19 protein-coding genes are annotated in these 21,138 nt (G+C 45.8%); 12 read left to right on the top strand and 7 right to left on the bottom strand.

Going from position 1 to position 21,138, the window contains the following annotated elements:
* Nucleotides 1-243 precede the first annotated feature (243 nt).
* Nucleotides 244-1,191: a class I SAM-dependent methyltransferase gene (locus tag ESB13_RS03530; protein ID WP_246022432.1), complete on the top strand. Its 948-nt coding sequence runs from the start codon at nt 244-246 to the stop codon at nt 1,189-1,191.
* Between the two features lies 1 nt (nt 1,192).
* On the opposite strand, the gene ESB13_RS03525 is transcribed toward ESB13_RS03530, so the two are convergent.
* The 5 genes from ESB13_RS03525 to nusB form a co-directional block, all read right to left on the bottom strand.
* Nucleotides 1,193-1,588 (bottom strand): hypothetical protein, encoded by a 396-nt coding sequence (locus tag ESB13_RS03525; protein WP_129001644.1) that lies wholly within the window; start codon nt 1,586-1,588, stop codon nt 1,193-1,195.
* Nucleotides 1,572-2,165, bottom strand: coding sequence for a dephospho-CoA kinase (gene coaE, locus ESB13_RS03520; protein ID WP_129001643.1), 594 nt, complete (start codon nt 2,163-2,165; stop codon nt 1,572-1,574). Before coaE ends, ESB13_RS03525 begins: the two co-directional genes overlap by 17 nt.
* Before the next feature lie 141 nt (nt 2,166-2,306).
* Nucleotides 2,307-2,654 carry a preprotein translocase subunit YajC gene (yajC, locus tag ESB13_RS03515; protein WP_129001642.1) on the bottom strand — a complete coding sequence of 116 codons (348 nt, stop codon included), beginning with the start codon at nt 2,652-2,654 and terminating at the stop codon, nt 2,307-2,309.
* Between the two features lie 62 nt (nt 2,655-2,716).
* Nucleotides 2,717-3,160 carry a DUF1573 domain-containing protein gene (locus ESB13_RS03510; RefSeq protein ID WP_129001641.1) on the bottom strand — a complete coding sequence of 148 codons (444 nt, stop codon included), beginning with the start codon at nt 3,158-3,160 and terminating at the stop codon, nt 2,717-2,719.
* Nucleotides 3,160-4,095, bottom strand: coding sequence for a transcription antitermination factor NusB (gene nusB, locus ESB13_RS03505; RefSeq protein WP_129001640.1), 936 nt, complete (start codon nt 4,093-4,095; stop codon nt 3,160-3,162). The genes ESB13_RS03510 and nusB overlap by 1 nt, the downstream gene beginning before the upstream one ends.
* Before the next feature lie 265 nt (nt 4,096-4,360).
* Between nusB and ESB13_RS03500 the strand changes: the two genes are divergently transcribed.
* Both ESB13_RS03500 and groL read left to right on the top strand, forming a co-directional pair.
* On the top strand, nt 4,361-4,645 hold the full coding sequence (locus ESB13_RS03500; protein WP_129001639.1) for a co-chaperone GroES: 285 nt from the start codon (nt 4,361-4,363) through the stop codon (nt 4,643-4,645).
* A 74-nt stretch (nt 4,646-4,719) separates the two neighbouring features.
* Nucleotides 4,720-6,354, top strand: a complete 1,635-nt coding sequence (gene groL / locus ESB13_RS03495) for a chaperonin GroEL (protein WP_129001638.1) — start codon at nt 4,720-4,722, stop codon at nt 6,352-6,354.
* 434 nt (nt 6,355-6,788) lie between these two features.
* Here the strand turns inward: groL and ESB13_RS03490 are convergent, their stop codons facing one another.
* Complete coding sequence (locus ESB13_RS03490) at nt 6,789-7,733, bottom strand: hypothetical protein (RefSeq protein ID WP_129001637.1); 945 nt, start codon at nt 7,731-7,733, stop codon at nt 6,789-6,791.
* Nucleotides 7,734-7,782: 49 nt separating this feature from the next.
* On the opposite strand from ESB13_RS03490, the gene ESB13_RS03485 reads away from it, so the two are divergent.
* The 9 genes from ESB13_RS03485 (at nt 7,783) to ESB13_RS03445 (ending at nt 19,831) form a co-directional block, all read left to right on the top strand.
* Complete coding sequence (locus ESB13_RS03485; protein ID WP_129001636.1) at nt 7,783-8,133, top strand: hypothetical protein; 351 nt, start codon at nt 7,783-7,785, stop codon at nt 8,131-8,133.
* 40 nt (nt 8,134-8,173) lie between these two features.
* Nucleotides 8,174-8,641 carry an FKBP-type peptidyl-prolyl cis-trans isomerase gene (locus ESB13_RS03480; RefSeq protein WP_164974082.1) on the top strand — a complete coding sequence of 156 codons (468 nt, stop codon included), beginning with the start codon at nt 8,174-8,176 and terminating at the stop codon, nt 8,639-8,641.
* Between the two features lie 81 nt (nt 8,642-8,722).
* Nucleotides 8,723-11,824: a protein translocase subunit SecDF gene (secDF, locus tag ESB13_RS03475; RefSeq protein ID WP_129001634.1), complete on the top strand. Its 3,102-nt coding sequence runs from the start codon at nt 8,723-8,725 to the stop codon at nt 11,822-11,824.
* Nucleotides 11,825-11,969: 145 nt separating this feature from the next.
* Complete coding sequence (locus ESB13_RS03470; RefSeq protein WP_129001633.1) at nt 11,970-12,359, top strand: hypothetical protein; 390 nt, start codon at nt 11,970-11,972, stop codon at nt 12,357-12,359.
* A gap of 291 nt (nt 12,360-12,650) precedes the next feature.
* Nucleotides 12,651-13,964 carry a TolC family protein gene (locus ESB13_RS03465; protein WP_129001632.1) on the top strand — a complete coding sequence of 438 codons (1,314 nt, stop codon included), beginning with the start codon at nt 12,651-12,653 and terminating at the stop codon, nt 13,962-13,964.
* Between the two features lie 31 nt (nt 13,965-13,995).
* The gene (locus ESB13_RS03460; protein WP_246022430.1) at nt 13,996-15,111 is read left to right on the top strand and encodes an efflux RND transporter periplasmic adaptor subunit; all 1,116 of its coding nucleotides are present in this window, start codon (nt 13,996-13,998) and stop codon (nt 15,109-15,111) included.
* Between the two features lie 13 nt (nt 15,112-15,124).
* Complete coding sequence (locus ESB13_RS03455; protein ID WP_129001631.1) at nt 15,125-18,262, top strand: efflux RND transporter permease subunit; 3,138 nt, start codon at nt 15,125-15,127, stop codon at nt 18,260-18,262.
* A gap of 342 nt (nt 18,263-18,604) precedes the next feature.
* Complete coding sequence (locus ESB13_RS03450; RefSeq protein ID WP_129001630.1) at nt 18,605-18,913, top strand: RNA recognition motif domain-containing protein; 309 nt, start codon at nt 18,605-18,607, stop codon at nt 18,911-18,913.
* Between the two features lie 396 nt (nt 18,914-19,309).
* Entirely contained in the window at nt 19,310-19,831 is a 522-nt protein-coding gene (locus tag ESB13_RS03445; RefSeq protein WP_129001629.1) for a hypothetical protein, read from the top strand.
* A 480-nt stretch (nt 19,832-20,311) separates the two neighbouring features.
* Here ESB13_RS03445 and ESB13_RS03440 read toward each other — a convergent pair whose 3' ends face one another.
* A complete protein-coding gene (locus ESB13_RS03440) occupies nt 20,312-21,100 on the bottom strand; it encodes a gluconate 5-dehydrogenase (RefSeq protein ID WP_129001628.1) in 789 nt (262 codons plus the stop codon).
* Between the last annotated feature and the right edge of the window lie 38 nt (nt 21,101-21,138).

Raw genomic sequence — 21,138 nt, 5'->3', positions numbered from 1 at the left:
ACTATACGAAATAAAACCGGTGGTCTGGCTATGGCAATGGGAGCAGTTATATATACCGCTCTTTTGTTTGTTAGTGTTTGGGTGTACAAGGCTATTGGGTTTTAGGTGATTGGTATTTTCATTTGCCGTTACAAGTTTACCTTCTTTATGTAAAAGGTTACCTGGGGATAACCCTGGTTTTTATTTTAGCCGGAAACTATAGTTTCTATTCGTTTCATGAACTGGCGGGACTATTTTTGTATCATGGACGATAAGCTACAGATGTTCGAGAACCGCCTGCTGAAAGTATATAAACACAAGAGTAAGCAGGCCAGGCGGCAGGGGGTAACCTGTTACAGGGTGTATGACCATGATATGCCTGAGTTCCCGTTTTCCATTGAACGCTATGAAGACAAGGTTTACCTCGCAGAATACCTGCGCAGGCATGGTATGGAGGAAGAGGAACATGAGGCCTGGCTCGATCAATGTATTAGTATTATCGCCCGCCTGCTGGAGGTGCCGGAAGAAAAGATATATGTACGCCAGCGTAAACGTATGTCGCACCGCGGACAAGACCAATATGAAAAGATAGGAGTTGAAAAAGATTTCTTTACAGTAGAAGAGGCCGGCCTCAAATTCAAAGTCAACCTTACCGATTACCTGGATACAGGCTTGTTCCTCGATCACCGTATTACGCGTAAGATGGTACAGGAGGAATGTAAGGATAAGCGCATGCTCAATCTCTTTTGCTATACAGGCTCGTTTTCAGTGTATGCCGCTGCAGGGGGCGCACAAAGCGTTACTTCGGTAGATTTGTCCAAGACTTATCTGAGCTGGGGAGAAGATAATTTTGCTTTAAATGAACTAACCAAACCCGGCGCCTATCATTTTATTCATGCGGATGTAAAACAATACCTCAAAACTTTACAGCCCGGCCAGTTCGACCTGGTGGTCATGGACCCTCCTACTTTCAGCAACAGTAAACGCATGAAAGATTTCCTGGATATCCAACGCGATCATGTGGAGCTTATCAATGATGTAATGCATACTTTAACGCCAGGAGGCCTGTTGTATTTCAGCACCAATTTCACGCGGTTTCAACTGGAAGCAGATAAACTGCAGGTTTCGGAATGGAAAGATATTACGCGCGCCACTACACCTTTCGACTTCGAGGGCAAACTCAAACGCTGGTGCTACCGGATGGTGAAATAAGCTATTTCTTCCAGGTTTCCGCCTTCAACAGATAGTGTTTGCTGAGGAAACCAAGTTTGTAGTCGAAACTGATCTGGCAGGCATCTGCTATGGAGTCGCGGTTGTAATAAATGGAAAGAGTATAATCGCCGTTTGTGCGATTGGCTACCCAGATCTCTCCTTGTTGTAATACGGTAGTGCTATCGCTGTAGGTGGCTTTTCCTAGCGAGCGTATTACCATTTCGCGTTTTTGTCCTAAAGGAATCCGCTCCCAGCGATAAGGCAGGTTGATCAACGCCGCCCTGGGTATGAATATATACCAGGCCCCTAAACAGGTGGCGACGATGGCTATGAAAATAGCGATCAGGAAGGGCTTTTTGCGCTGCCAGGTGTTGGCTGTACTATTTATGTTGTTCAAGACCGATCAGTTTTTCGTGAATGGACAATACCTGGTTGATCAGGGGTTGTTGTTCATCGTTCATTATTACAAAATCGCAGAGGCGCATTTTGATGTCGTCATCGATCTGGCGGCTCATGCGGGTAAGCACTTCCATCCTGCTCACGTTGTCGCGATCCATGACACGTTTGATACGTAAAGCTTTAGGGGCGGTTACTCCAATAACATAATCCAGGTCACCGGCGGAGCCTGCTTCAAAGAACAAGGCTGCTTCTTTGATGGCATAGGGAGCAGTTTGCTGCTGCATCCATTTAGCGGCCGCGGCAATCGCTGCAGGATGTACCAGGGCGTTGAGCTGTTCCAGCTTAAAGGGATCGGGGAAAACGATAGAGGCCAGTAGTTTCCTGTCCAATACGCCGTTCGCAAAGATCTTTGGTCCAAACACCTCCATCAACCGCTGTTGCAGCTCTTTGTCGGTGGCCATTATGTTTTTGGTGGTTGCATCAGCGTCAAAGACTGGGATACCCAGTACCTTGAAGATGCGGGCTACCATACTTTTTCCGCTGCCGATGCCTCCTGTTAAACCTACCCGTATCATGTATGCAGATTTATTTTGGGATGCAAGATAAGTATAGATGACAGACGGCGGATGACAGAATACTGTAAGTTGAAAGGCTTTTATAATGCAAGAGGCCGTACCGGTATGGTACAGCCTCTTGCGTAATGCTTTCTGCGGAAATTATTTTACTGCAGTAGCGCCTGCTGCCGCTTTGTTCAGGGCTGCAGTCCAATCCTGGCTGATAGCAGATTTTTCGATCTTGATATAGCTACCAGGGCTCACTTCGAGTTGTAAAGTATTGTCTTCGTTTACTTTTTCGATCTTACCGTGAATGCCGGCGATGGTTACTATTTTGTCACCTTTTTGCAGGTTATCGATAAATTTCTTTTGTTCTTTTGCTTTTTTAGCTTGCGGACGGATCATGAACAGCCAGAATACCAGAATAATGGCGCCCATCATAATCAATTGAAAAGAAGCACCGCCTCCCTGTTGTCCCTGTGGCGCAGCCAATAATAAAGAATACGTCATGGTCATTTAATGTTAATTATAGAATTCGTGCAAATCTATTGTCTTTTATGTTAAGTGCCGCACTATTTCGCTTCTTTGAGCAGGCCGGAAAATACGAGTTCAGTAAATGCAGCAGGTTTTGTATTGGCGGTAACGCCCACCGTTTTTCTGAATTCACCAGGGTGTGGCGACCTGTTACTGTCGAACGAAGCTGTAATAACGCCTTCTGCGCCAGGCGCTATCGGTTCTTTTGTATACGACGGCACGGTACAACCGCAGCTGGCCACCACATTGGTGAGGATCAGCGGGTATTGGCCTGTATTTTTAACACGGTATTTGATCTCCACCTTCTCGCCTATGGTAAGGGTGCCGATGTTCTGATGAATGGAATCGACCCAGGCTATTGTTGTGTAGCGGGCAGTATCGGCCTGTACCTTGCTTAGTTCTTCGGCCTTCAGCTTAGTGGTGGAATTGTTATTGCAGGCGGCCATGGCAGCAACCAGCAGTAAAAGAGCCATGTATTTCATTATCCGGCTTTTTGTTTATTGAAGTCAATCTTATGGATCTTGTTTTCGGCTACCAGTTCCTTATGAATGCTGTCGAGGATACCGTTTACAAACTGTCCGCTTTGAGGCGTACTGTAAGCTTTGGCGAGATCGATACATTCGTTGATGGTTACTTTGGGAGGGATGGTCTCGAAATACAGGAATTCGGCAATACCCATTTGCATCAGGATCATGTCGAGAATCGCAATTCTCTCGGCATCCCAGTTCTTAAGTTTGGGTTTGATAAGATCAGTGAGGTAGTCTTTTTTATTAAGAACGGTGGTGAGCAGGGAACGGGCAAACTGCCATTTTTCTGCGCCCAGCATATCCTGCAGGTCGTAGCTGGCGGGCTTTTGCAGGTAGCTGGTCATTAATTGCATCATCATTTCCGCATCATCATCCCAGTTGGGAAAGTTTTCTTCTACAAACGATAGAAATTCTTCATTGGGCAGCATGAGATCGGTAAAGATGAAGAGGATGATCTCTTTCTCTTTTTTTGGCTCACGGGAAGGCTGCTGAATATATTCCTGGTAGATATCGGAATCAACGAGGCTGGTGTACATTTTACGAACCCATTCCACACTGTCGATGCCGGAAGGCATGTTTATTTCAAGCGCTTTACGGTAGGAAGCGCTTTCGAGCACTTTCCACAACAGTTCATTACCTGCTATCTTGGTGTTAACGTTAAGATCTTCTTTGCTTGGCAGGTGTTTGGAGGCCCTGTATTTGGAGTCGAGTTCAGCGTATTGGGCAACCTGGGTAATAAAATGCAGCAGATAAACAAATAACTCACGAGTAAGATCCAGCTGTTTGGACAAAGCTTTTACGGGGTCGGTTTTATCGGTTTTATCATCCATCTGTTCAAGAGAATAGATCAATTGCATCACTTTAACCCGTATATTTCTTCTGCTAATCATAAAAAGATAAGAACTTTAAGAGCGCGAAGATAGCACCAAAAAAATCAATTTTGGTGGCAGAAGTTGTTGAGAAAAATGAAATTTTGTCACGGTTACAGAAATATATTCCTTTGCAGGACGCAAATATTGGCAGCCCTCCTCCCTTAAAAATGCCGGAATTAGAACAAAAATGAAATTTTGACCTGTTTTCAGCAGCTCTAAGCCTATGGCATAGAAATCGTTAACACAGCTTTTGTAAAACTCAAATTTTTAAACAGATACAACTATGGCCAAGAAACCAAATAGTGTTACCCCACTTCATGACAGGGTGATCGTAAAACCAGCACCTGCCGAAGAAAAGACTGCAGGTGGTATCATTATTCCTGACACCGCTAAAGAAAAACCACAACGCGGCACAGTAATCGCTGCCGGCCCCGGTAAAAAAGACGAGCCTGTAACCGTAAAAGCAGGTGACACTGTCTTATATGGTAAATATGCCGGTACTGAGATCTCTATTGAAGGTGCCGACTACCTGATCATGCGTGAGAGTGATATTCTCGCTATCGTTTAAATCTTAAATACCGGATACTCAACATCTTAGTTAAATTCCGGGTAAATATTTCCTTTTAAAAACAGCGTTTAACAATGGCTAAGCAAATATACTTCGACATCGAAGCAAGAAATAAAATGAAAAAGGGTGTTGACACCCTGGCGAATGCGGTTAAGGTTACCTTAGGACCTAAAGGCCGTAACGTAGTAATCGAGAAAAAATTCGGCGCTCCTGCCGTTACTAAAGATGGTGTTACCGTAGCAAAAGAAATTGAGCTGGAAGACGCTATCGAGAACATGGGCGCTCAAATGGTGAAAGAAGTAGCTTCCAAAACTGCAGATATTGCAGGTGACGGTACTACTACTGCAACCGTACTGGCTCAGGCTATCATCAGCGAAGGTCTGAAAATGGTAGCTGCAGGTGCTAACCCAATGGATCTGAAACGCGGTATCGACAAAGCGGTTCAAACTATTGTAGCTAACCTGGCCACTCAGAAAAAAGATGTTGGCAACAACAACAAAATGATAGAGCAGGTTGCCACTATTTCTGCCAACAACGACAACGCGATCGGCAAACTGATTGCTGAAGCCATGCAGAAAGTAGGTAAAGAAGGCGTTATCACTGTTGAAGAAGCAAAAGGTACCGATACTACCGTTGACGTAGTAGAAGGTATGCAATTCGACCGTGGTTATATCTCTCCTTATTTCGTTACCAACAGCGAAAAAATGGAAGCCGACCTGCAGAACCCTTACATCCTGATCTACGACAAGAAGATCAGCGCTATGAAAGATATCCTGCACATCCTGGAGAAAGTGGCACAAAGCGGCCGTCCCCTGGTTATCATTTCTGAAGACCTGGAAGGTGAAGCACTGGCTACCCTGGTAGTAAACAAATTACGTGGTACCCTGAAAGTAGCTGCTGTGAAAGCGCCTGGTTTCGGTGACCGTCGTAAAGAAATGTTACAGGATATCGCGGTATTGACTGCTGGTACTGTAATCAGCGAAGACACTGGCTTCAAACTGGAAAACGCCGACATCACTTCTTTAGGTCAGGCTGCTTCTATCACTATCAACAAAGACAACACGATCATCGTTGGTGGTAAAGGCAAGAAAAACGATATCGTTGCCCGCGTAAACCAAATCAAAGCTCAGATCGAGAACACTACATCTGACTACGATAAAGAAAAATTACAGGAGCGTCTGGCTAAGTTAGGCGGTGGTGTGGCTGTACTGTATGTAGGTGCTGCTACTGAAGTGGAAATGAAAGAGAAGAAAGACCGTGTTGACGACGCTTTACATGCCACAAGAGCTGCTGTAGAAGAAGGTATCGTTCCTGGTGGTGGTGTTGCTTATATCCGTGCGGTATCTGCTTTAGACAAACTGAAAGGTGTAAATGCCGACGAAACAACCGGTATCTCTATCGTACGCCGTGCTGTAGAGGAGCCTTTACGTCAGATCGTAGCCAACTGCGGCCTGGAAGGTTCTATCATCATCCAGGGTATCAGGGAAGGTGAAGGTGACTATGGCTTCAATGCCCGCACTGAAACCTTCGAATACCTGTTCAAAGCGGGTGTGATCGATCCTACCAAAGTTAGCCGTGTAGCATTGGAAAACGCTGCTTCTATCGCTGGTATGCTGTTGACCACTGAATGTGTGGTTGCCGACAAACCAAAACCGGAAGCTGGCCATAGCCATGCTGCTGCTCCTGATATGGGCGGTATGGGGTATTAATTAAACGGCAGATGACGGATGATAGCTTGAGACCAGATTCCCTGCGTTTCAATGTTACAACAGACCCGATTCTTGCAAATTCATAAAACGGGGCCGGCCAATTTCTTTTGGTCGGCCCCGTTTGCTTTTATAAAAAGGGAATATAAGAGCCGCAGCTATGCCATATTGAAGATGCTGACAGTAAAATATCAGTAAACGGCAACTATACCATCAATATACCTTAAGTATACTATAACCGCTCTTGTATCGCACTTATATCGCAGATGCATCGCACTTGTATCGCACTTGCCCGGCTTTAGCCGCCCGCAGCACTTTTTCCCCCGGAGCCCGGTTTTTAATATTCCTGCCGGTAAAACCTTACCGTTAAGCCTGCCCGGTCATGTAAAAAGTGAAACCGTGTTTCCAACTCTTTTATTTCTCTCTGTCCGTGGCTCTCAGTCTTGGGCTAAGGTTACATTTCTGTCGAGATACATCCTCAGGGAGTCTTTTACTCTCGTTGAGTCCCCGATATTCATATTGTGTTTGAGATACAGGCGGTATTGGTAGGAGTTGTCGGACAGCTTAGTGCTATCGTAGAAGGCAGGGTCGCCAAACGATTGCAGCTGTGCTGTGCGGGTACGGGCCCGGTCGCCGCTGGCGGTGGTTTCAAATACGAATTTATAGCTGCGCATGCCTCCTGCGGCAGCCTGAGTGGCCGGAGCAGCAGTTGTTGCAGTGCCCGGGGCCTGCGTATCGGCAGAAGCAGCTACCGCAGTTGCAGTAGTGTCGGGCTGTTGCTCTCCGGGGGGAGGCGCCTGTTGTTCGGACTGAACACTATTGCTGCCTTTGTCATCCTTTACGCGGTTGTAAATGGCCCAGGCTACGCCGCCAATCACCAGTACCAATACCACGAATGCGAGTCCTGCCAGGCTGTTCTTTTTGCGGATACGCCCCGATTCTGCCGGATCGGCTTCGATATAATGTTCTGTAGTAGAAACGGGCACCATGGGGCTGGCGACAAAGCTGGCGCCGGATTGCTGAGAGAATTCGTATCCCATGGATTTAGCCATAAACACGGCTCCAATACCCGGGATGACATAGGGTTTCCCGATATTGATGAACTGGCGGACCTGCTCGAGGTAAGAGGATAGGTCGGCTGCCACCAGGGCCCTGTTCTTTACGGATCTTTCGGCAATAAAATCCAACAGCAAGGGGTCGGTTTCGGCCTTACGGTCGAATGAAAATTGCACAACAGGGGCTGCATTGGTGCCATGTTCAGGTAATTTCTGATCTCCGGTCACCTGTAACGTCCCGATCTTCTCGAGGGTTACCTGCTGGTGCTGGACCAGGAAGTCATGAATGAAGGCATCGTATTTATTCACATCGCTAGTTTTAAGCAATGTAATGATTTTAACCAACTTATCCACCTTTAGGCTAACTTTGAGGGGTATGTTAGCCAAAAGAGAAGAAGCGTTCATCACCTGGTGGGAGCAGAACCGGGATCGCAACAAACGTGCGCTGCGGCAGCTTTTCGTGGGTTTGCCTGTTGGCGTGGCGTTTGGCGCGGGCATTTTATTATCCCTAGGTTCAGGGTGGTACGAGCGCGCCAATATGGTAGCCAACAGCCAGGTAAATCCGAATGTAATAATAATAGCTGTTGCCGTTATTGCTGTTTTTATTGCTGTTTTTTACAAGAAATACCAGTGGGAAATGTATGAGCAGCAATACCGTGAGTTATTACAAAAAAAGAAAAACCTGCTTAAAAAACAGGAAGATGCAGCTAATCCAGCTTCAGAATAGTCTAATACACAGAATAAACCTGAAATTAATATTTCTCTCAATGCGTTATTTTTCACCTCTCCTACTGATCGTTTTTGTTTTTAGTTTTAGTTCCTGTTTTAAGAATAATGAAAATGGCTGTGAGGCTGTAGCTCCTGAAACGGAAGCCGGCAAGATGAAGTACTTTTGCGATACGGCGGGAATCAAGTATTCACAACTCCCCAACGGCCTGTTTTACGAGATCATGACTGCCGGGAGTGGTGCTTCGCCATCGCTGGAATCGCGTGTAACGGTGACCTATACGGGCGCTTTGCTTACCGGTTATGTATTTGACAAATCTACGGCACCTGTAACATTTAATTTAAATGGTTTGATCGGCGGCTGGAAAGCAGGTCTGCCGCTTATTAAAAAAGGCGGCCGTATAAAACTGGTGATCCCCTCCTATTTAGGGTATGGCTGTACTGCAATGCCCGGACTTCCGGCGAATAGTGTTTTGTACTTCGATATCAGCCTTACAGATGTTCAATAGGAGCTTTTTTTTAGTATCTGTTTATTTTGAATGTCAACCCCTATCTTTGCCGCTCAATAAAAATTGAAAACCCTTACAAGTATGCAACTGAAAGGTTTGGTGCGTTTCTTTACGATTGCGCTGATTTTAATTTGTCTCTACCAACTGTCTTTTACCTGGTTTGTACGCAGCCACGAAAGCAAGATGGAAGAAAAAGCAGAGAAGTGGCTGAAGGCACATTATGCTACGCCTGAACAGAAGTACCCCGGCGACAAAGCACTGCAGGCTGCTTATGCAGATACATTAAAAGAAGCCCGGAAGAATCAAGTAAAACATCTGCTCGATAGCACAAAAGATGCTAAGGTCGGGCCATTTGGCGTTGTCAGCTACAAGAGCGCCAAAGAAAGCGAGTTAAAGCTGGGCCTTGATCTGCAAGGCGGTATGAGCGTAACCATGGCTGTTGGCCTGGATGGATTGATCCATTCCCTGGCAAACAACACCAAGGACGCGGCTTTTAACAACGCAATGAAAGCAGCAGTTGATCGGAAAGCCAACAGTGGCGCCGATCTTATCACGCTTTTCAATGAAGAGTTCAAGAAAGCCAACCCTACAGCCAAGCTGGCGCCTTATTTCTCGGCACGCAGCAATGGAAAGATCAAATTTGATGCTTCTGACGCTATCGTTATCGGTTATCTCCGTGAAGAAGCCGGCAAAGCCTTCAACAATACTTACCGTATTTTACGTACGAGGATAGACCGTTTTGGTGTAGCCTCTCCTACCATTAACCCCGATCCTGCCAAAGGTATCATTACCATTGAGCTGGCCGGTGTGAACGACCCGGAACGTGTACGTCACTACCTGCAGTCTACTGCCAACCTCCAGTTCTTCGAAGTATATAATATCAGCGAAGTAGGTGAGGCGGTTGTTGGTGCAGAAAAAGCTTTATCAGCTTATCTGAAAGGAACAACAAGCACCGACAGCCTGCTGGCCAAACCAGCTGCCGACAGTGCTGCTACTACAGCTGCTCCTGCTCATGATACCACCACTACCGGTACACTTTCTGATCTGAGCGGCGGCGCCAAAACAGCTACTGCCAAAGGAGATGTCGATTCTGCGAAGCTGAGAGCGCTTGAATATCCTTTGAGCAGCCTTATTGGTTTCTCACAGGGTCAGCGCGGACAAAACGGCCAGGTACAATATCCTGCCAACCTGGGTTATGTACAGGTAAAAGATACGGCACAGGTTAATGAATACCTGAAGATGAATGTTGTTCGCAGCCGTTTCCCTTCCAACCTGACCTTCATGTATGGAAAGGTAGACGAAAGCGATCCTAAGTTCAGCAATATCATTCCTTTGTATGCCATCCGCACAAAAGACAACGGTTCTGCTGAACTGGAAGGTGAAAATGTAAGTGAAGCACGCCAGGATTTTGACGATAAAGGCCGTATTGCCATCAAAATGGGTATGGACCCTATCGGTACCAAGATCTGGGCTAAAATGACGGAAAAGAACATAGGCAAGCCTATTGCCATCGTTCTTGACAATATCGTTTACAGTGCCCCTTTCGTGAATAGTGTGATCCCTAACGGACAATCTGAGATCTCAGGTAACTATTCGCTTGTTGAAGCACAGGATATGGCAGATATCCTCCAATCCGGTAAACTGCCTGCTCCTGCGAAAATTGTACAGGAACAAATTGTAGGGCCTACCCTGGGTAGTTCTGCTGTAAAAGGCGGTATGCTTTCTTTTGGCCTGTCGTTCCTGGTGATCTTTGCACTGATGCTGGTTTATTATAACACAGCCGGTTTGATCGCCAATATTGCCCTGATACTTAACCTGCTGTTCACAATAGGTGTACTTAGCTCAATGGGCTTTACGCTTACGGCTCCCGGTATAGCAGGTCTGGTTCTTACTATTGGTATGGCGGTTGATACCAACGTACTGATCTTTGAAAGGATCAAAGAAGAGTTAACCAGGGGTAAAAGCTATATGACTGCGGTGAACGACGGTTACAAGCGTTCTTATGCGCCTGTACTGGACGGACACATCACTTCATTGCTGACGGCTGTAATCCTTGCTTATTTCGGCCTGGGTCCTGTATTAGGCTTTGCTACTACACAAATCATAGGTCTCCTGTTGTCTTTGTTCTGCGGTATCCTGGTATCACGTGTGATCTCAGATATTTATACCAACAAACAGCGCCACTTCAATTATTTCACCGGTATAAGCCAGAAAGTGTTCAAACACGCTGCTTACAAATTCGTGGAATACCGTAAAGCAGCTTACGCGATCTCTGTGGTAGTACTGATACTGGGTGTAAGCGCCCTGTTCTATGGATTCGACTACGGCGTTGAATTTGAAGGCGGACGCAGCTATACTATTGTATTTGATAAAGCTCCGGACCAACAAGCTGTATCCGATGATCTGAAGGCGGTGTTTGGAGAGTATCCTGTCATTAAAACAGTTGACAAACCAACCCAGCTGAATATCACTACCGCATATAAGATCCATGAAACCGGCAATAACGTAGACTCACTGGTTGAAGAAACCTTATATACCGGTTTACAGAAACATTTACCAGCCGGAACTAGTTACAAGGTATTCAGCAGTAAATACAAACAAAGCTCTCAGACGGTATTGCCGACCATTTCAGATGATCTGAAAAAAGGTGCTACAAAGGCTACTGTACTGGCGCTTATTGTCATCTGTTTCTACATCTTTATCCGCTTCCGCGACTGGCGTTATTCTGTGGGTACTATCGTATCACTGTTACACGACGTATTTGTAACACTGGCAGTGTTCAGCTTCCTGCGTAAGGTAGTGCCATTCCCGCTGGAAATTGATCAGCACTTCATTGCGGCGATCTTAACGGTTATTGGTTTCTCGATGAACGATACCGTTATCGTATACGACCGTATCAGGGAAGATACGAAACTGATGAAGGGGGAAAGCAAGATCAACATTATCAACAGGGCGATCAACCAAACGTTAAGCCGTACGGTGATGACGTCTCTGACAGTGTTCCTTACCATCCTTATCCTGTTTATCTTCGGTGGTGAAGTTACCAGAGGTTTTGCCTTTGCGATGCTGATTGGTGTTGTTACAGGTACTTACTCCTCTATTTTCGTAGCCGCTCCTATCCTCCTGGATCTTGGCAAAAAAGACAAGCCATTGGGTGGAGACATTGAAGACGTGAAGAAATAAACACAGTTTACTTTGATATAAAAGGGCGATACTTTCCGGTATCGCCCTTTTTTTTATTAATTTGTAATTAAAACTAACATTACAGGCGCTATTAACACTTAGTTTTCAGAATTCATATGTAAAATTGTGCTAAGTTTTTCTCTGCATGAGACCAACCAGAATACATATTGCCCGGCTGTTAAGTTTTGTAGTAGCACTGCAAATACTGAACATGAGCGTATTCATGCAGGATTTTGATCCTATTGACATACATGCTGAAAGCATAGGTGAGATCAATGAAATCAACTCTGTAGTGGAATATGTGGCTGAAATAGTGCTGCAGAATGAGAATGCGCTTCCTGAATATCACCAGGACAATATTGAACACAAAGACCTGCAGGCGCACAAGCATGTTCCTATTAAACTAATTACCTTCAGCGACCTTGTAACTGTTGTACCGGTACCCATTGCCAGGTATACTTATCAGCATCCTATTAATGATTCCAGGCTTTGCTTTTTTGTAAAGGAGATAAATCCGCCGCCGCCCAAGGCGTAGCATAGATGGTATTTTGGCAGATGAAAGGAATAGGGAGTTGTTAGGATAGTCTGGTTGACTTTTTATTCAATATCCTGTTTACCAAAGCCAATGCATCCCGGTTATGGGACCAATTTCCTTGATTTCCGTGAACAGTATTTAATGTATCGATTTTTAAGGCTTAAGGCGTGTATGCTTTCAACTGCCGGCACTCAGGGTGCCGCCACTGGACTCAGGCCGATGCTTTTATATTCCGATACGAATACTGCTGTTTAGCGTGTTATTTCTATTTTCTCATATTTAACTATAACAATGAAAAGGCTTTATCCTGCATGGGGCGTAGCGGCACTGGTTTCAATACTGCTGTTACAGTCGAAGGCTCATGCACAAGTAAGTAGTTACACCGACACGTTGCGGCTGTCGTTACCGGATGCGGAAAAACGTTTTATAGACAGCAACCTGCAACTGCTCGCAGCTCACTATGATGTAGACGCCCAAAAGGCATTGATCAAACAGGCCGGTTTATGGGATAACCCTGTGTTGAGCACGGATCATATGATCACGGCAGATAACAAATGGTTTCCTTATGGCAAAACGACATCGGACGGCGCTCCCCTATCGCAATATGCCATTCAGCTGGAGCAGCTTATTTATACTGCCGGCAAACGCGGCAAGCAAATAAATATGGCTGTCACCAATGGCAGGATCAGTGAATTACAGCTGCAGGACCTGCTTCGTAATCTTCGTTACCAGCTGCATGCGGGTTATTATATGGTAGCCAAGCAAATAGCTTACCGCCAGATATACCAGGAGCAACTGGCACAGCTGCAAAAGCTTTCCAGCGGCATGAAAACCCAGCTGGAAGCGGGTAATATTGCCCGCAAGGATTACCTGCGGATACAGGCGCTGGTGTTATCGCTGCAACAGGATATGGCGGAGCTGGACAGGGATATAGCGGATACACAGACCGACCTGCGGGTATTGTTACAGGTAAAGGATGGCAGCTTTATATTACCTGCCACCAATGCAACGGCTTTATTTGCCGGGGTTAACGCATCGATGCCTGAACAGATAGATGCCGTGATTGCCAGCGGGGAACAAAACAATCCTTATTACCAGTTGCAGCAGGCGCAGGTGCTTTACCAGCAGCAAAACCTGGCTTACCAGAAAGCGTTGCGGGTGCCCGATGTTACGGTTCAAACCAATTTTGACAAGAACTCGAATGTTGCCATCAATTACTGGGGCGTAGGGTTTTCGGTACCGCTGCCGCTGTTTAACCGGAACCAGGGGAATATAAAGAGCGCCGAGGCTACTATTAAACAGCAGCAGGCGCTTACACAGGATGCCGCTACGAGCTTACGCCAGGATATCCGTAATGCCTACCAGAAGCTGGCTATTGCGCTGCAACAGCATAACAGCAGTCGCGAGCAGTTTTATGAAGATTATCGTGGTATGCAGGAAAACATGGTTAAAAGCTATGCTTTAAAGCAGGTGGGTTTACCTGAATTCATAGACTTTTTTACAGATTTCACCACATCGCAGCAAAGGTTGATTGCACAACAGCTAAACCTGGCTTTGGCCAAGGAGCAGCTGAATTATGCCGTAGGTACAGATGTCGTGAAATAAAACATTCAGAAAAAAGTCAAAACAAAACACAATGAAACAATCATACAAAAAGATATATACCACCTTTCCTGTTGTAATCACTGCGCTGGCGTTCATGGCAACCGGCTGTAAGGGTAAACCGGAGCCTGAAGTAAAAAACAGCGGGTTTGTATTAAGTGATACCATGGCCAAGATGATTGCGCTTGATACGGTGCGAACGGCGGCAATCGACAACCAGCTTACACTTAGCGGGGAGATCAGCTTTAATGAAAACAATGTCATCAAGTTATTTCCGAGGAGCAGCGGCCAGGTAACGGAAAGCAGGGTAACCGTAGGTGATAAGGTAAGCAAAGGCCAAACGCTGGCGGTTATACGCAGCGCCGATGTTGCCGGCAACTACTCCGACCTGTCGGGCGCTGAAGCCGATGTTGCTATTGCGCAAAGGCAATTAGACAATACGGGCAGCCTGTACAAAAGTGGTATTGCCAGTGAGAAGGATTATGCCGAAGCAAAACAAAACCTGTTGAAAGCACAGGCAGCAAAGGAAAAGATACAGTCACTGTTATCGATCAATGGCGCCGGAAGCAAGCCAGGCGGGGTTTATACCGTTACCTCTCCTATCGATGGTTATATTGTAGAAAAGAAGATCAATGCCGGCAGTTTCATACGTCCCGATATGGGCGACAACCTGTTCACTATCTCCGATCTCAAAAATGTATGGGTATGGGCCAATGTATTTGAAACCGATATTCCCCGTATTAAAACGGGATCGAGTGTACAGGTGAGCACACTGGCGTACCCGGGAAAAGTATTTAACGGAAAAGTAGACCAGATAAGCGAAGTGCTGGACCCTACGAATAAGGCCATGCGTGTGCGTGTGAGCTTAGACAACAGCGGGCTGCTGTTGAAGCCCGAGATGTTTGCCAAGGTGCAGGTATCGGATGTGCAGCAGCAAACAGCCATATGCATACCCACCAGGGCATTGATCTCTGAAGATGGAAAAGACTTTGTGATCGTTTACAAAGACAACAGCCATATGAGCATAGCGGAGGTAAAGATCATGAAAACGCTGGGCGACATCACTTATCTGTATGAAGGAGTTAATCCCGGGCAGTTGCTGGTAGTAAAGAACCAGCTGCTGTTATTCCAGCAATTACTGAACGATTAAAACTCCCCTACTCATGAACAAGCTTATTAAGAATATCATACATTTTTCACTACGCCACCGCTACCTGGTGTTTTTTCTTACGGCGGTGCTGGCAGTGATCGGCTTTATCAGTTACCGGCATACGCCGATTGAAACCTTCCCCGATGTTACCAACACACAGATCATCATTATTACGCAGTGGCCCGGCCGCAGCGCCGAGGAGGTGGAGAAGTTTGTAACCATACCGCTTGAAACAGCGCTGAACTCGGTTCAAAAGAAGATAAACCTGCGAACCACCTCTTCCTTTGGCTTATCGTATGTGCGGCTCATTTTCGATGATAATATAGATGACGCATTTGCGCGTCAGCAGGTCATGAGCCGTATCATGAATGTTGACCTGCCGGATGATATAAAGCCTGAAGTGCAGCCGCCTTACGGGCCTACCGGTGAGGTATACCGTTATACATTACGAAGCAAGACCAAAAATATAAGGGAACTGTACACCATACAGGACTGGGTATTGGACAGGAAATTTAAAGCCATACCGGGTGTTGCGGATGTAAACTGTTTTGGTGGAGAAGAACGCAGCTTCGAGGTAAGCGTAAACCCTGATTATCTTACCAAGTACGGACTTACTTCGCTGGATGTGTACAAGGCTGTTGCGGAAAGCAACGTAAACGTAGGTGGTGATGTGATAGAGCGCAACGGCCAGGCTTATGTGGTAAGGGGCATAGGGCTGCTGAACAACATCAATGAAATAGAGAATATCATTATCAAGAAGGTAAATGGCGTACCAATACTGGTGCGTAACCTGGCAGAAGTAAAAGAAGCGGGTAAGCCAAGGCTGGGGCAGGCATCGCTCGATACCACGGCAGATGTGATAGAAGGTATCGTGGTAATGACAAAAGGAGAAAATGCCGCGGAAGTGCTGGACCGAATTCATGAGCAGGTTGATTACCTGAACAATGACTACCTGCCCAAGGACGTAAAGATCGTTCCGTTCTACGACCGTACCACATTGATGGATTTTGCCACGCATACGGTGATACATAACCTGATAGAAGGTATTATACTGGTGACCTGTATTGTGCTGATCTTTATGGCCGACTGGCGTACTACGGTAACCGTAAGTATCATTATACCGCTGTCGCTATTGTTTGCATTCATGTGTATGCGGATAAAGGGCATGTCGGCCAACCTGCTGTCGATGGGCGCTGTAGACTTTGGTATTATCATAGATGGTGCGGTGGTGATGGTGGAAGGGTTGTTTGTAGCGCTGGATCACCGTGCCAGGGAAGTAGGAATGGCGAAGTTCAATAAGCTGGCCAAGCTGGGTTTATTCAAGCAGGTGGGTACGGAAATGGGTAAGGCCATCTTCTTTTCCAAACTCATCATCATTACCTGTCTGATCCCCATTTTTGCGTTCCAGAAGGTGGAAGGTAAGATGTTCTCTCCGCTGGCCTATACGCTGAGCTTTGCGTTGCTGGGCGCGCTGATATTCACGCTAACACTGGTTCCGGCTTTGTCGAGCATTTTATTGCGGAAGAACGTAAGGGAGAAACACAATGTGGTGGTCCGGTTCTTTGAAAATGGAGTGGGCGCCTTATTCAACCGCACTTATAAGTATCCGAAATCAAGCTTACTGGTGGCGATAGGTTTTATGGCCGTAACCTTCTTTTCTGCGCGATTCCTGGGATCGGAATTCTTACCGGATCTTGATGAAGGGGCTTTATGGGTAAAGGCGCAGATGCCCATGAGCAGTTCGTTAAGCCAGTCGAAAGAGATCGCCGATAAGATGAGCGCCATCATACGCCAGTATCCCGAGGTAAGGCATACACTGGCGCAGATAGGGCGTACCAATGACGGAACAGATCCGAAAGGATTCTTTAACGTAGAGATAGGCGTTGATCTGAAACCAAAAGACGAGTGGCGGAAAGGCGTACATACGGAAATGCTGATAGACAGTATGAACCAGCAGTTAAGCAAGATACCGGGGTTGCTGCTCAACTATTCGCAACCTATCCGTGATAACGTGGATGAAGCGGTAGCAGGTATTCCCGCGTCGCTGGCGGTAAAGATCTTCGGTCGTGATTTTAAAGTGATGGACAGTCTGGCTACCAAAGTACAGGGTGTGCTTGCGGGTGTGCAGGGCGTGGAAGATCTGGGAGTGTTGCGGAACCTGGGTCAGCCGGAGTTCAGGATAGAGCTGGATCAGCAGAAGATGGCCTTATATGGCGTGAACACTGCTGAGGCGCAAAGTGTGATAGAGATGGCGTTAGGCGGTAAAGCAGCGACGCAGTTATTTGAAGGAGAGCGCAAGTTTGACATCCGGATCCGTTACCAGAAAGAGTTTCGTGATACGCAGGAGAAAATACAGCGGCTGATGATACCTACGCAGAATGACGCCAAGATCCCCTTAAGCGAAATCGCTTCTATTAAAACGCTTACCGGGCCTGCGTTTGTGTACCGGGATAACAACACCCGTTATATACCTGTGAAGTTTTCGGTGCGTGGCCGCGACCTGGGCAGCACCATTGCGGAGGCACAGGCCAAGGTAAAAGCGGCGGTACAGCTTCCTTCGGGCTATACGATGACCTGGAATGGTGTATTCGAGAACCAGCAAAGAGCTACCGGAACACTGGCTACCGTGGTGCCTATTTGTTTGCTGGCTATTTTCCTGATACTGTTCATCACCTTCGGCAATGTGAAGGATTCGGTGTTAACCATCCTGAACGTGCCTTTTGCGCTGATCGGTGGTATACTGGCGCTTCATATTACAGGGATGAATTTCAGTATCAGCGCCGGCATCGGGTTTATTGCCTTATTTGGGGTATGTATACAAAACGGGGTGATCCTGATAAGCGTATTCCGTAAGAACCTGGAGCAGAAGATGCACCTGGATGAAGCCATCCGTGAGGGGGTCATAAGCCGGGTAAGGCCTGTTGTAATGACTGCCTTAATGGCAGCGATCGGGTTATTACCGGCGGCTACCAGTCATGGTATAGGCAGTGAAACCCAGAAACCGCTGGCGATAGTGGTGATAGGCGGTTTGGTTACTTCAACCGTTCTTACATTGCTGATACTGCCTATTTTGTATGCATTGGTACATAAGTTCATACATCACCGGAGAAACCGGAATTTATCGGCCAATAACGGGCTGATACAGTCATAAAAGCTTAGTGTTTATAGGTTTAGTAGTTTTCTGTGGGGCTGGCCATTTTTGGCCGGCCCTCTTTTGTTGTTCCCGGGTTATTTTATACCTGAATTTTGCTATTTGTAAAATGGTGCATTTGCGGAGGTAAACGGAGTATTTATTGTTTACAATCACTTAACAAAGTATTTTAATCGTATTGCATTTGGTGAGGCATTTATTGTTATCTTTGTCGAGTTATTTGAGTTTCGCATTTTTAGTAGTTTCGTTACTTCAGTTTAGCAGTTCTACACTTTAACTTTAGTTAGGCCCTTACTTGATGCCGTCTCAGATCGTAACATTTTTTTTTATTAAACATCAAGTATGAACATTTTCGTTTCAAACTTAAGCTTCAACGTACAAGATGAAGATTTAAGGGAATTTTTTACTCCTTACGGAGACGTAACTTCTGCAAAAATCATCAACGACAGGGAAACTGGCCGTTCACGCGGTTTCGGTTTCGTTGAAATGTCTGATGACGAAGCTGCCAGAAAAGCAATTGCTGAGCTGGATCAAGCTACTGTAGAAGGTCGCACTATCAAAGTTACTGAGGCAAAGCCTAGAGAAGACAGGCCTGCCCGCAGTTTCAATGGTGGTGGCGGTGGCTACAACAGAAACAACAACAGGTGGTAATAATATATCGTCCGCTGTAAAAGAAAGGCTGTATCGTAAGATGCAGCCTTTCTTGTTTTAGGAGATAATAAATAGGTCATAGATGGTAGAATAGAACCTATTATCGCATCTGGTATATGATATTAGTTATGCCTTGAGAAGCCTCTCCCACCAATAAGTCTCCAAACCGAGGCCGGATTGATTTACAACCCAAAATTCATCAATCTAAAAGTTTTTTCTCTGTCGGATAGTCCTGGAACATTTATCTGTCGCCTTTATTATTGGGAAAGCCAGTTTGCTACCCGCAACGGTTGTCCATTTATTAACCTAAACTGATAAGTATGAGCTTCGTACAACCACCTTGACAGCCACTTTATCCCAAAATGCAACAGATAAACACAAAAACTAACATTAACAATGCGTATTATACTAACAGTGATTTTGGGGATAAGCTTCTTTGCATGCAAGACACAAAAATCATCGGACTACCCAGCAGAACTTTCCTGCAATTATGGTGCTACCACTACAGGAGATAGCTCCAAAGGCACCTTCGTATGGCAGAAAACCTACCAGATGCCCGAAAAAAACCATCCGGTTTTGCTTCACTGGGGTGCCGACACTTCTCTTTCTATTACCTACAAGTACGGCACCAAACCTATTCATTTCTTCAAAGTACCGCTTACAGAAAAGCAAAGAAAGATGTTCCCGGATTACTACTTAAATAACACCTTCCACTTTGCTGGAGTCTATGAACATGAAGCATACCGGGGAATCGGATTTTACTTTGTTTTCTACCGTTATAAAAACCAGGTATTAGTTCAACATCGTCAGTCCCTGAACTTTCTTATGGCAGTGATGATGCACCTGGATACTCCTGAAAACCCCTTCGAAAAAGCAGGTTACCTTTTCCCGTTTAAAAAGGAAATTCGATTTAAATAGAATAGTATCATCGTCACAAGTAAAAGGACGTTTCTATTACTATAAAAAACAAACGAAACGACCTCCTCTTACAATGACTATAGACTGACTTTATGTCGCTTTTGCCAATATATTCCGTTATATTATTTGCTCGACTTAAGATTATCACCAGCTATCTTCAACTGCTACAAAAACTGAAGTGCAGTATCCAACTCTGTCCGGTTTGTAAGTTACCTTCTTTTTCAGACTGGTTATTTCGCTCAATAGTACGCCAATAATTTCACAGGAAGGCAGGAATGAAGAAATGAGATGGCAGAGCGTTGGTAGCAGGAATTAATCGGGGATGATGGCAGAGGGGCATAAAAAAGAAGGTGGCTCGTAAATAAAAATAGCCGCTGAGAATTGCTTAAACGGGAACCCTTCTCCATCAGTTACCCGAGAAAAACGAGGCCGTATCGCACTTATGATACGGCCTCCCGCAGATAATTGGTTATCTATTATTTATTCGTTGGAAGCTTTACCTAATGTAGCGAGAATACCGCCGTCGACATAAAGGATGTGGCCGCTTACGAAATCAGAGGCTTTAGAGGCCAGGAAGATAGCGGCGCCCTGCAGATCTTCAGGATCACCCCATCTTGCAGCAGGCGTTCTGCTGATGATGAATTCATTGAAAGGATGTCCGTCTACGCGGATAGGTGCTGTTTGGGTAGTAGCGAAGTAACCGGGTCCGATACCGTTCACCTGGATATTGAACTGCGCCCATTCGGTAGCAAGGTTTTTAGTAAGCATTTTAAGGCCGCCTTTGGCAGCAGCATAAGCGCTTACGGTTGCGCGTCCGAGTTCGCTCATCATAGAACAGATGTTGATGATCTTACCGGATCTGCGTTCTACCATATATTTGGCAACGTGCTTGGACATGATGAAAGGGCCGGTGAGATCGATCTTGATCACTTGTTCCCAATCAGCTACTTCCATTTCCAATACAGGGATACGTTTGATGATACCTGCATTGTTCACGAGTATATCGATAGGTCCTACTTCTTTTTCAATTTTCTCTACGTGCAGTTTAACAGCAGCTTCGTCGGTTACGTCGAAAAGATAACCGTGTGCTTTTACGCCATTTTTAGCATATTCTTCAATGGCGGCATCGAGTTTTTCTTTTGAAACGTCATTTACAATAATTTGAGCGCCGGCATTGGCGAGGCCCATTGCCATTGACATGCCGAGACCATGTGTAGCTCCTGTGATCAAAGCCCTTTTGCCTTTTAAATCAAAAAGTGAAATTGACATCTTTCTATTTTTTAAGCTGAATAATCAGAATATTGGGA

Source organism: Filimonas effusa (genome assembly GCF_004118675.1).
GTDB lineage: Bacteria > Bacteroidota > Bacteroidia > Chitinophagales > Chitinophagaceae > Filimonas > Filimonas effusa.
This window is presented reverse-complemented; position numbering and strand designations above follow the sequence as displayed.

Bases quoted from the DNA above. Each gene is read 5' to 3' on its own strand.
- nusB (WP_129001640.1), bottom strand. From the start codon at position 4,095: ATGATTAGCAGAAGAAATATACGGGTTAAAGTGATGCAATTGATCTAT.
- ESB13_RS03530 (WP_246022432.1), top strand. From the start codon at position 244: ATGGACGATAAGCTACAGATGTTCGAGAACCGCCTGCTGAAAGTATAT.
- ESB13_RS03450 (WP_129001630.1), top strand. From the start codon at position 18,605: ATGAACATTTTCGTTTCAAACTTAAGCTTCAACGTACAAGATGAAGAT.
- ESB13_RS03455 (WP_129001631.1), top strand. From the start codon at position 15,125: ATGAACAAGCTTATTAAGAATATCATACATTTTTCACTACGCCACCGC.
- ESB13_RS03485 (WP_129001636.1), top strand. From the start codon at position 7,783: ATGTTAGCCAAAAGAGAAGAAGCGTTCATCACCTGGTGGGAGCAGAAC.
- ESB13_RS03480 (WP_164974082.1), top strand. From the start codon at position 8,174: ATGCGTTATTTTTCACCTCTCCTACTGATCGTTTTTGTTTTTAGTTTT.
- ESB13_RS03440 (WP_129001628.1), bottom strand. From the start codon at position 21,100: ATGTCAATTTCACTTTTTGATTTAAAAGGCAAAAGGGCTTTGATCACA.
- yajC (WP_129001642.1), bottom strand. From the start codon at position 2,654: ATGACGTATTCTTTATTATTGGCTGCGCCACAGGGACAACAGGGAGGC.
- secDF (WP_129001634.1), top strand. From the start codon at position 8,723: ATGCAACTGAAAGGTTTGGTGCGTTTCTTTACGATTGCGCTGATTTTA.
- ESB13_RS03445 (WP_129001629.1), top strand. From the start codon at position 19,310: ATGCGTATTATACTAACAGTGATTTTGGGGATAAGCTTCTTTGCATGC.
- coaE (WP_129001643.1), bottom strand. From the start codon at position 2,165: ATGATACGGGTAGGTTTAACAGGAGGCATCGGCAGCGGAAAAAGTATG.
- ESB13_RS03470 (WP_129001633.1), top strand. From the start codon at position 11,970: ATGAGACCAACCAGAATACATATTGCCCGGCTGTTAAGTTTTGTAGTA.
- ESB13_RS03510 (WP_129001641.1), bottom strand. From the start codon at position 3,160: ATGAAATACATGGCTCTTTTACTGCTGGTTGCTGCCATGGCCGCCTGC.
- groL (WP_129001638.1), top strand. From the start codon at position 4,720: ATGGCTAAGCAAATATACTTCGACATCGAAGCAAGAAATAAAATGAAA.
- ESB13_RS03460 (WP_246022430.1), top strand. From the start codon at position 13,996: ATGAAACAATCATACAAAAAGATATATACCACCTTTCCTGTTGTAATC.
- ESB13_RS03465 (WP_129001632.1), top strand. From the start codon at position 12,651: ATGAAAAGGCTTTATCCTGCATGGGGCGTAGCGGCACTGGTTTCAATA.
- ESB13_RS03500 (WP_129001639.1), top strand. From the start codon at position 4,361: ATGGCCAAGAAACCAAATAGTGTTACCCCACTTCATGACAGGGTGATC.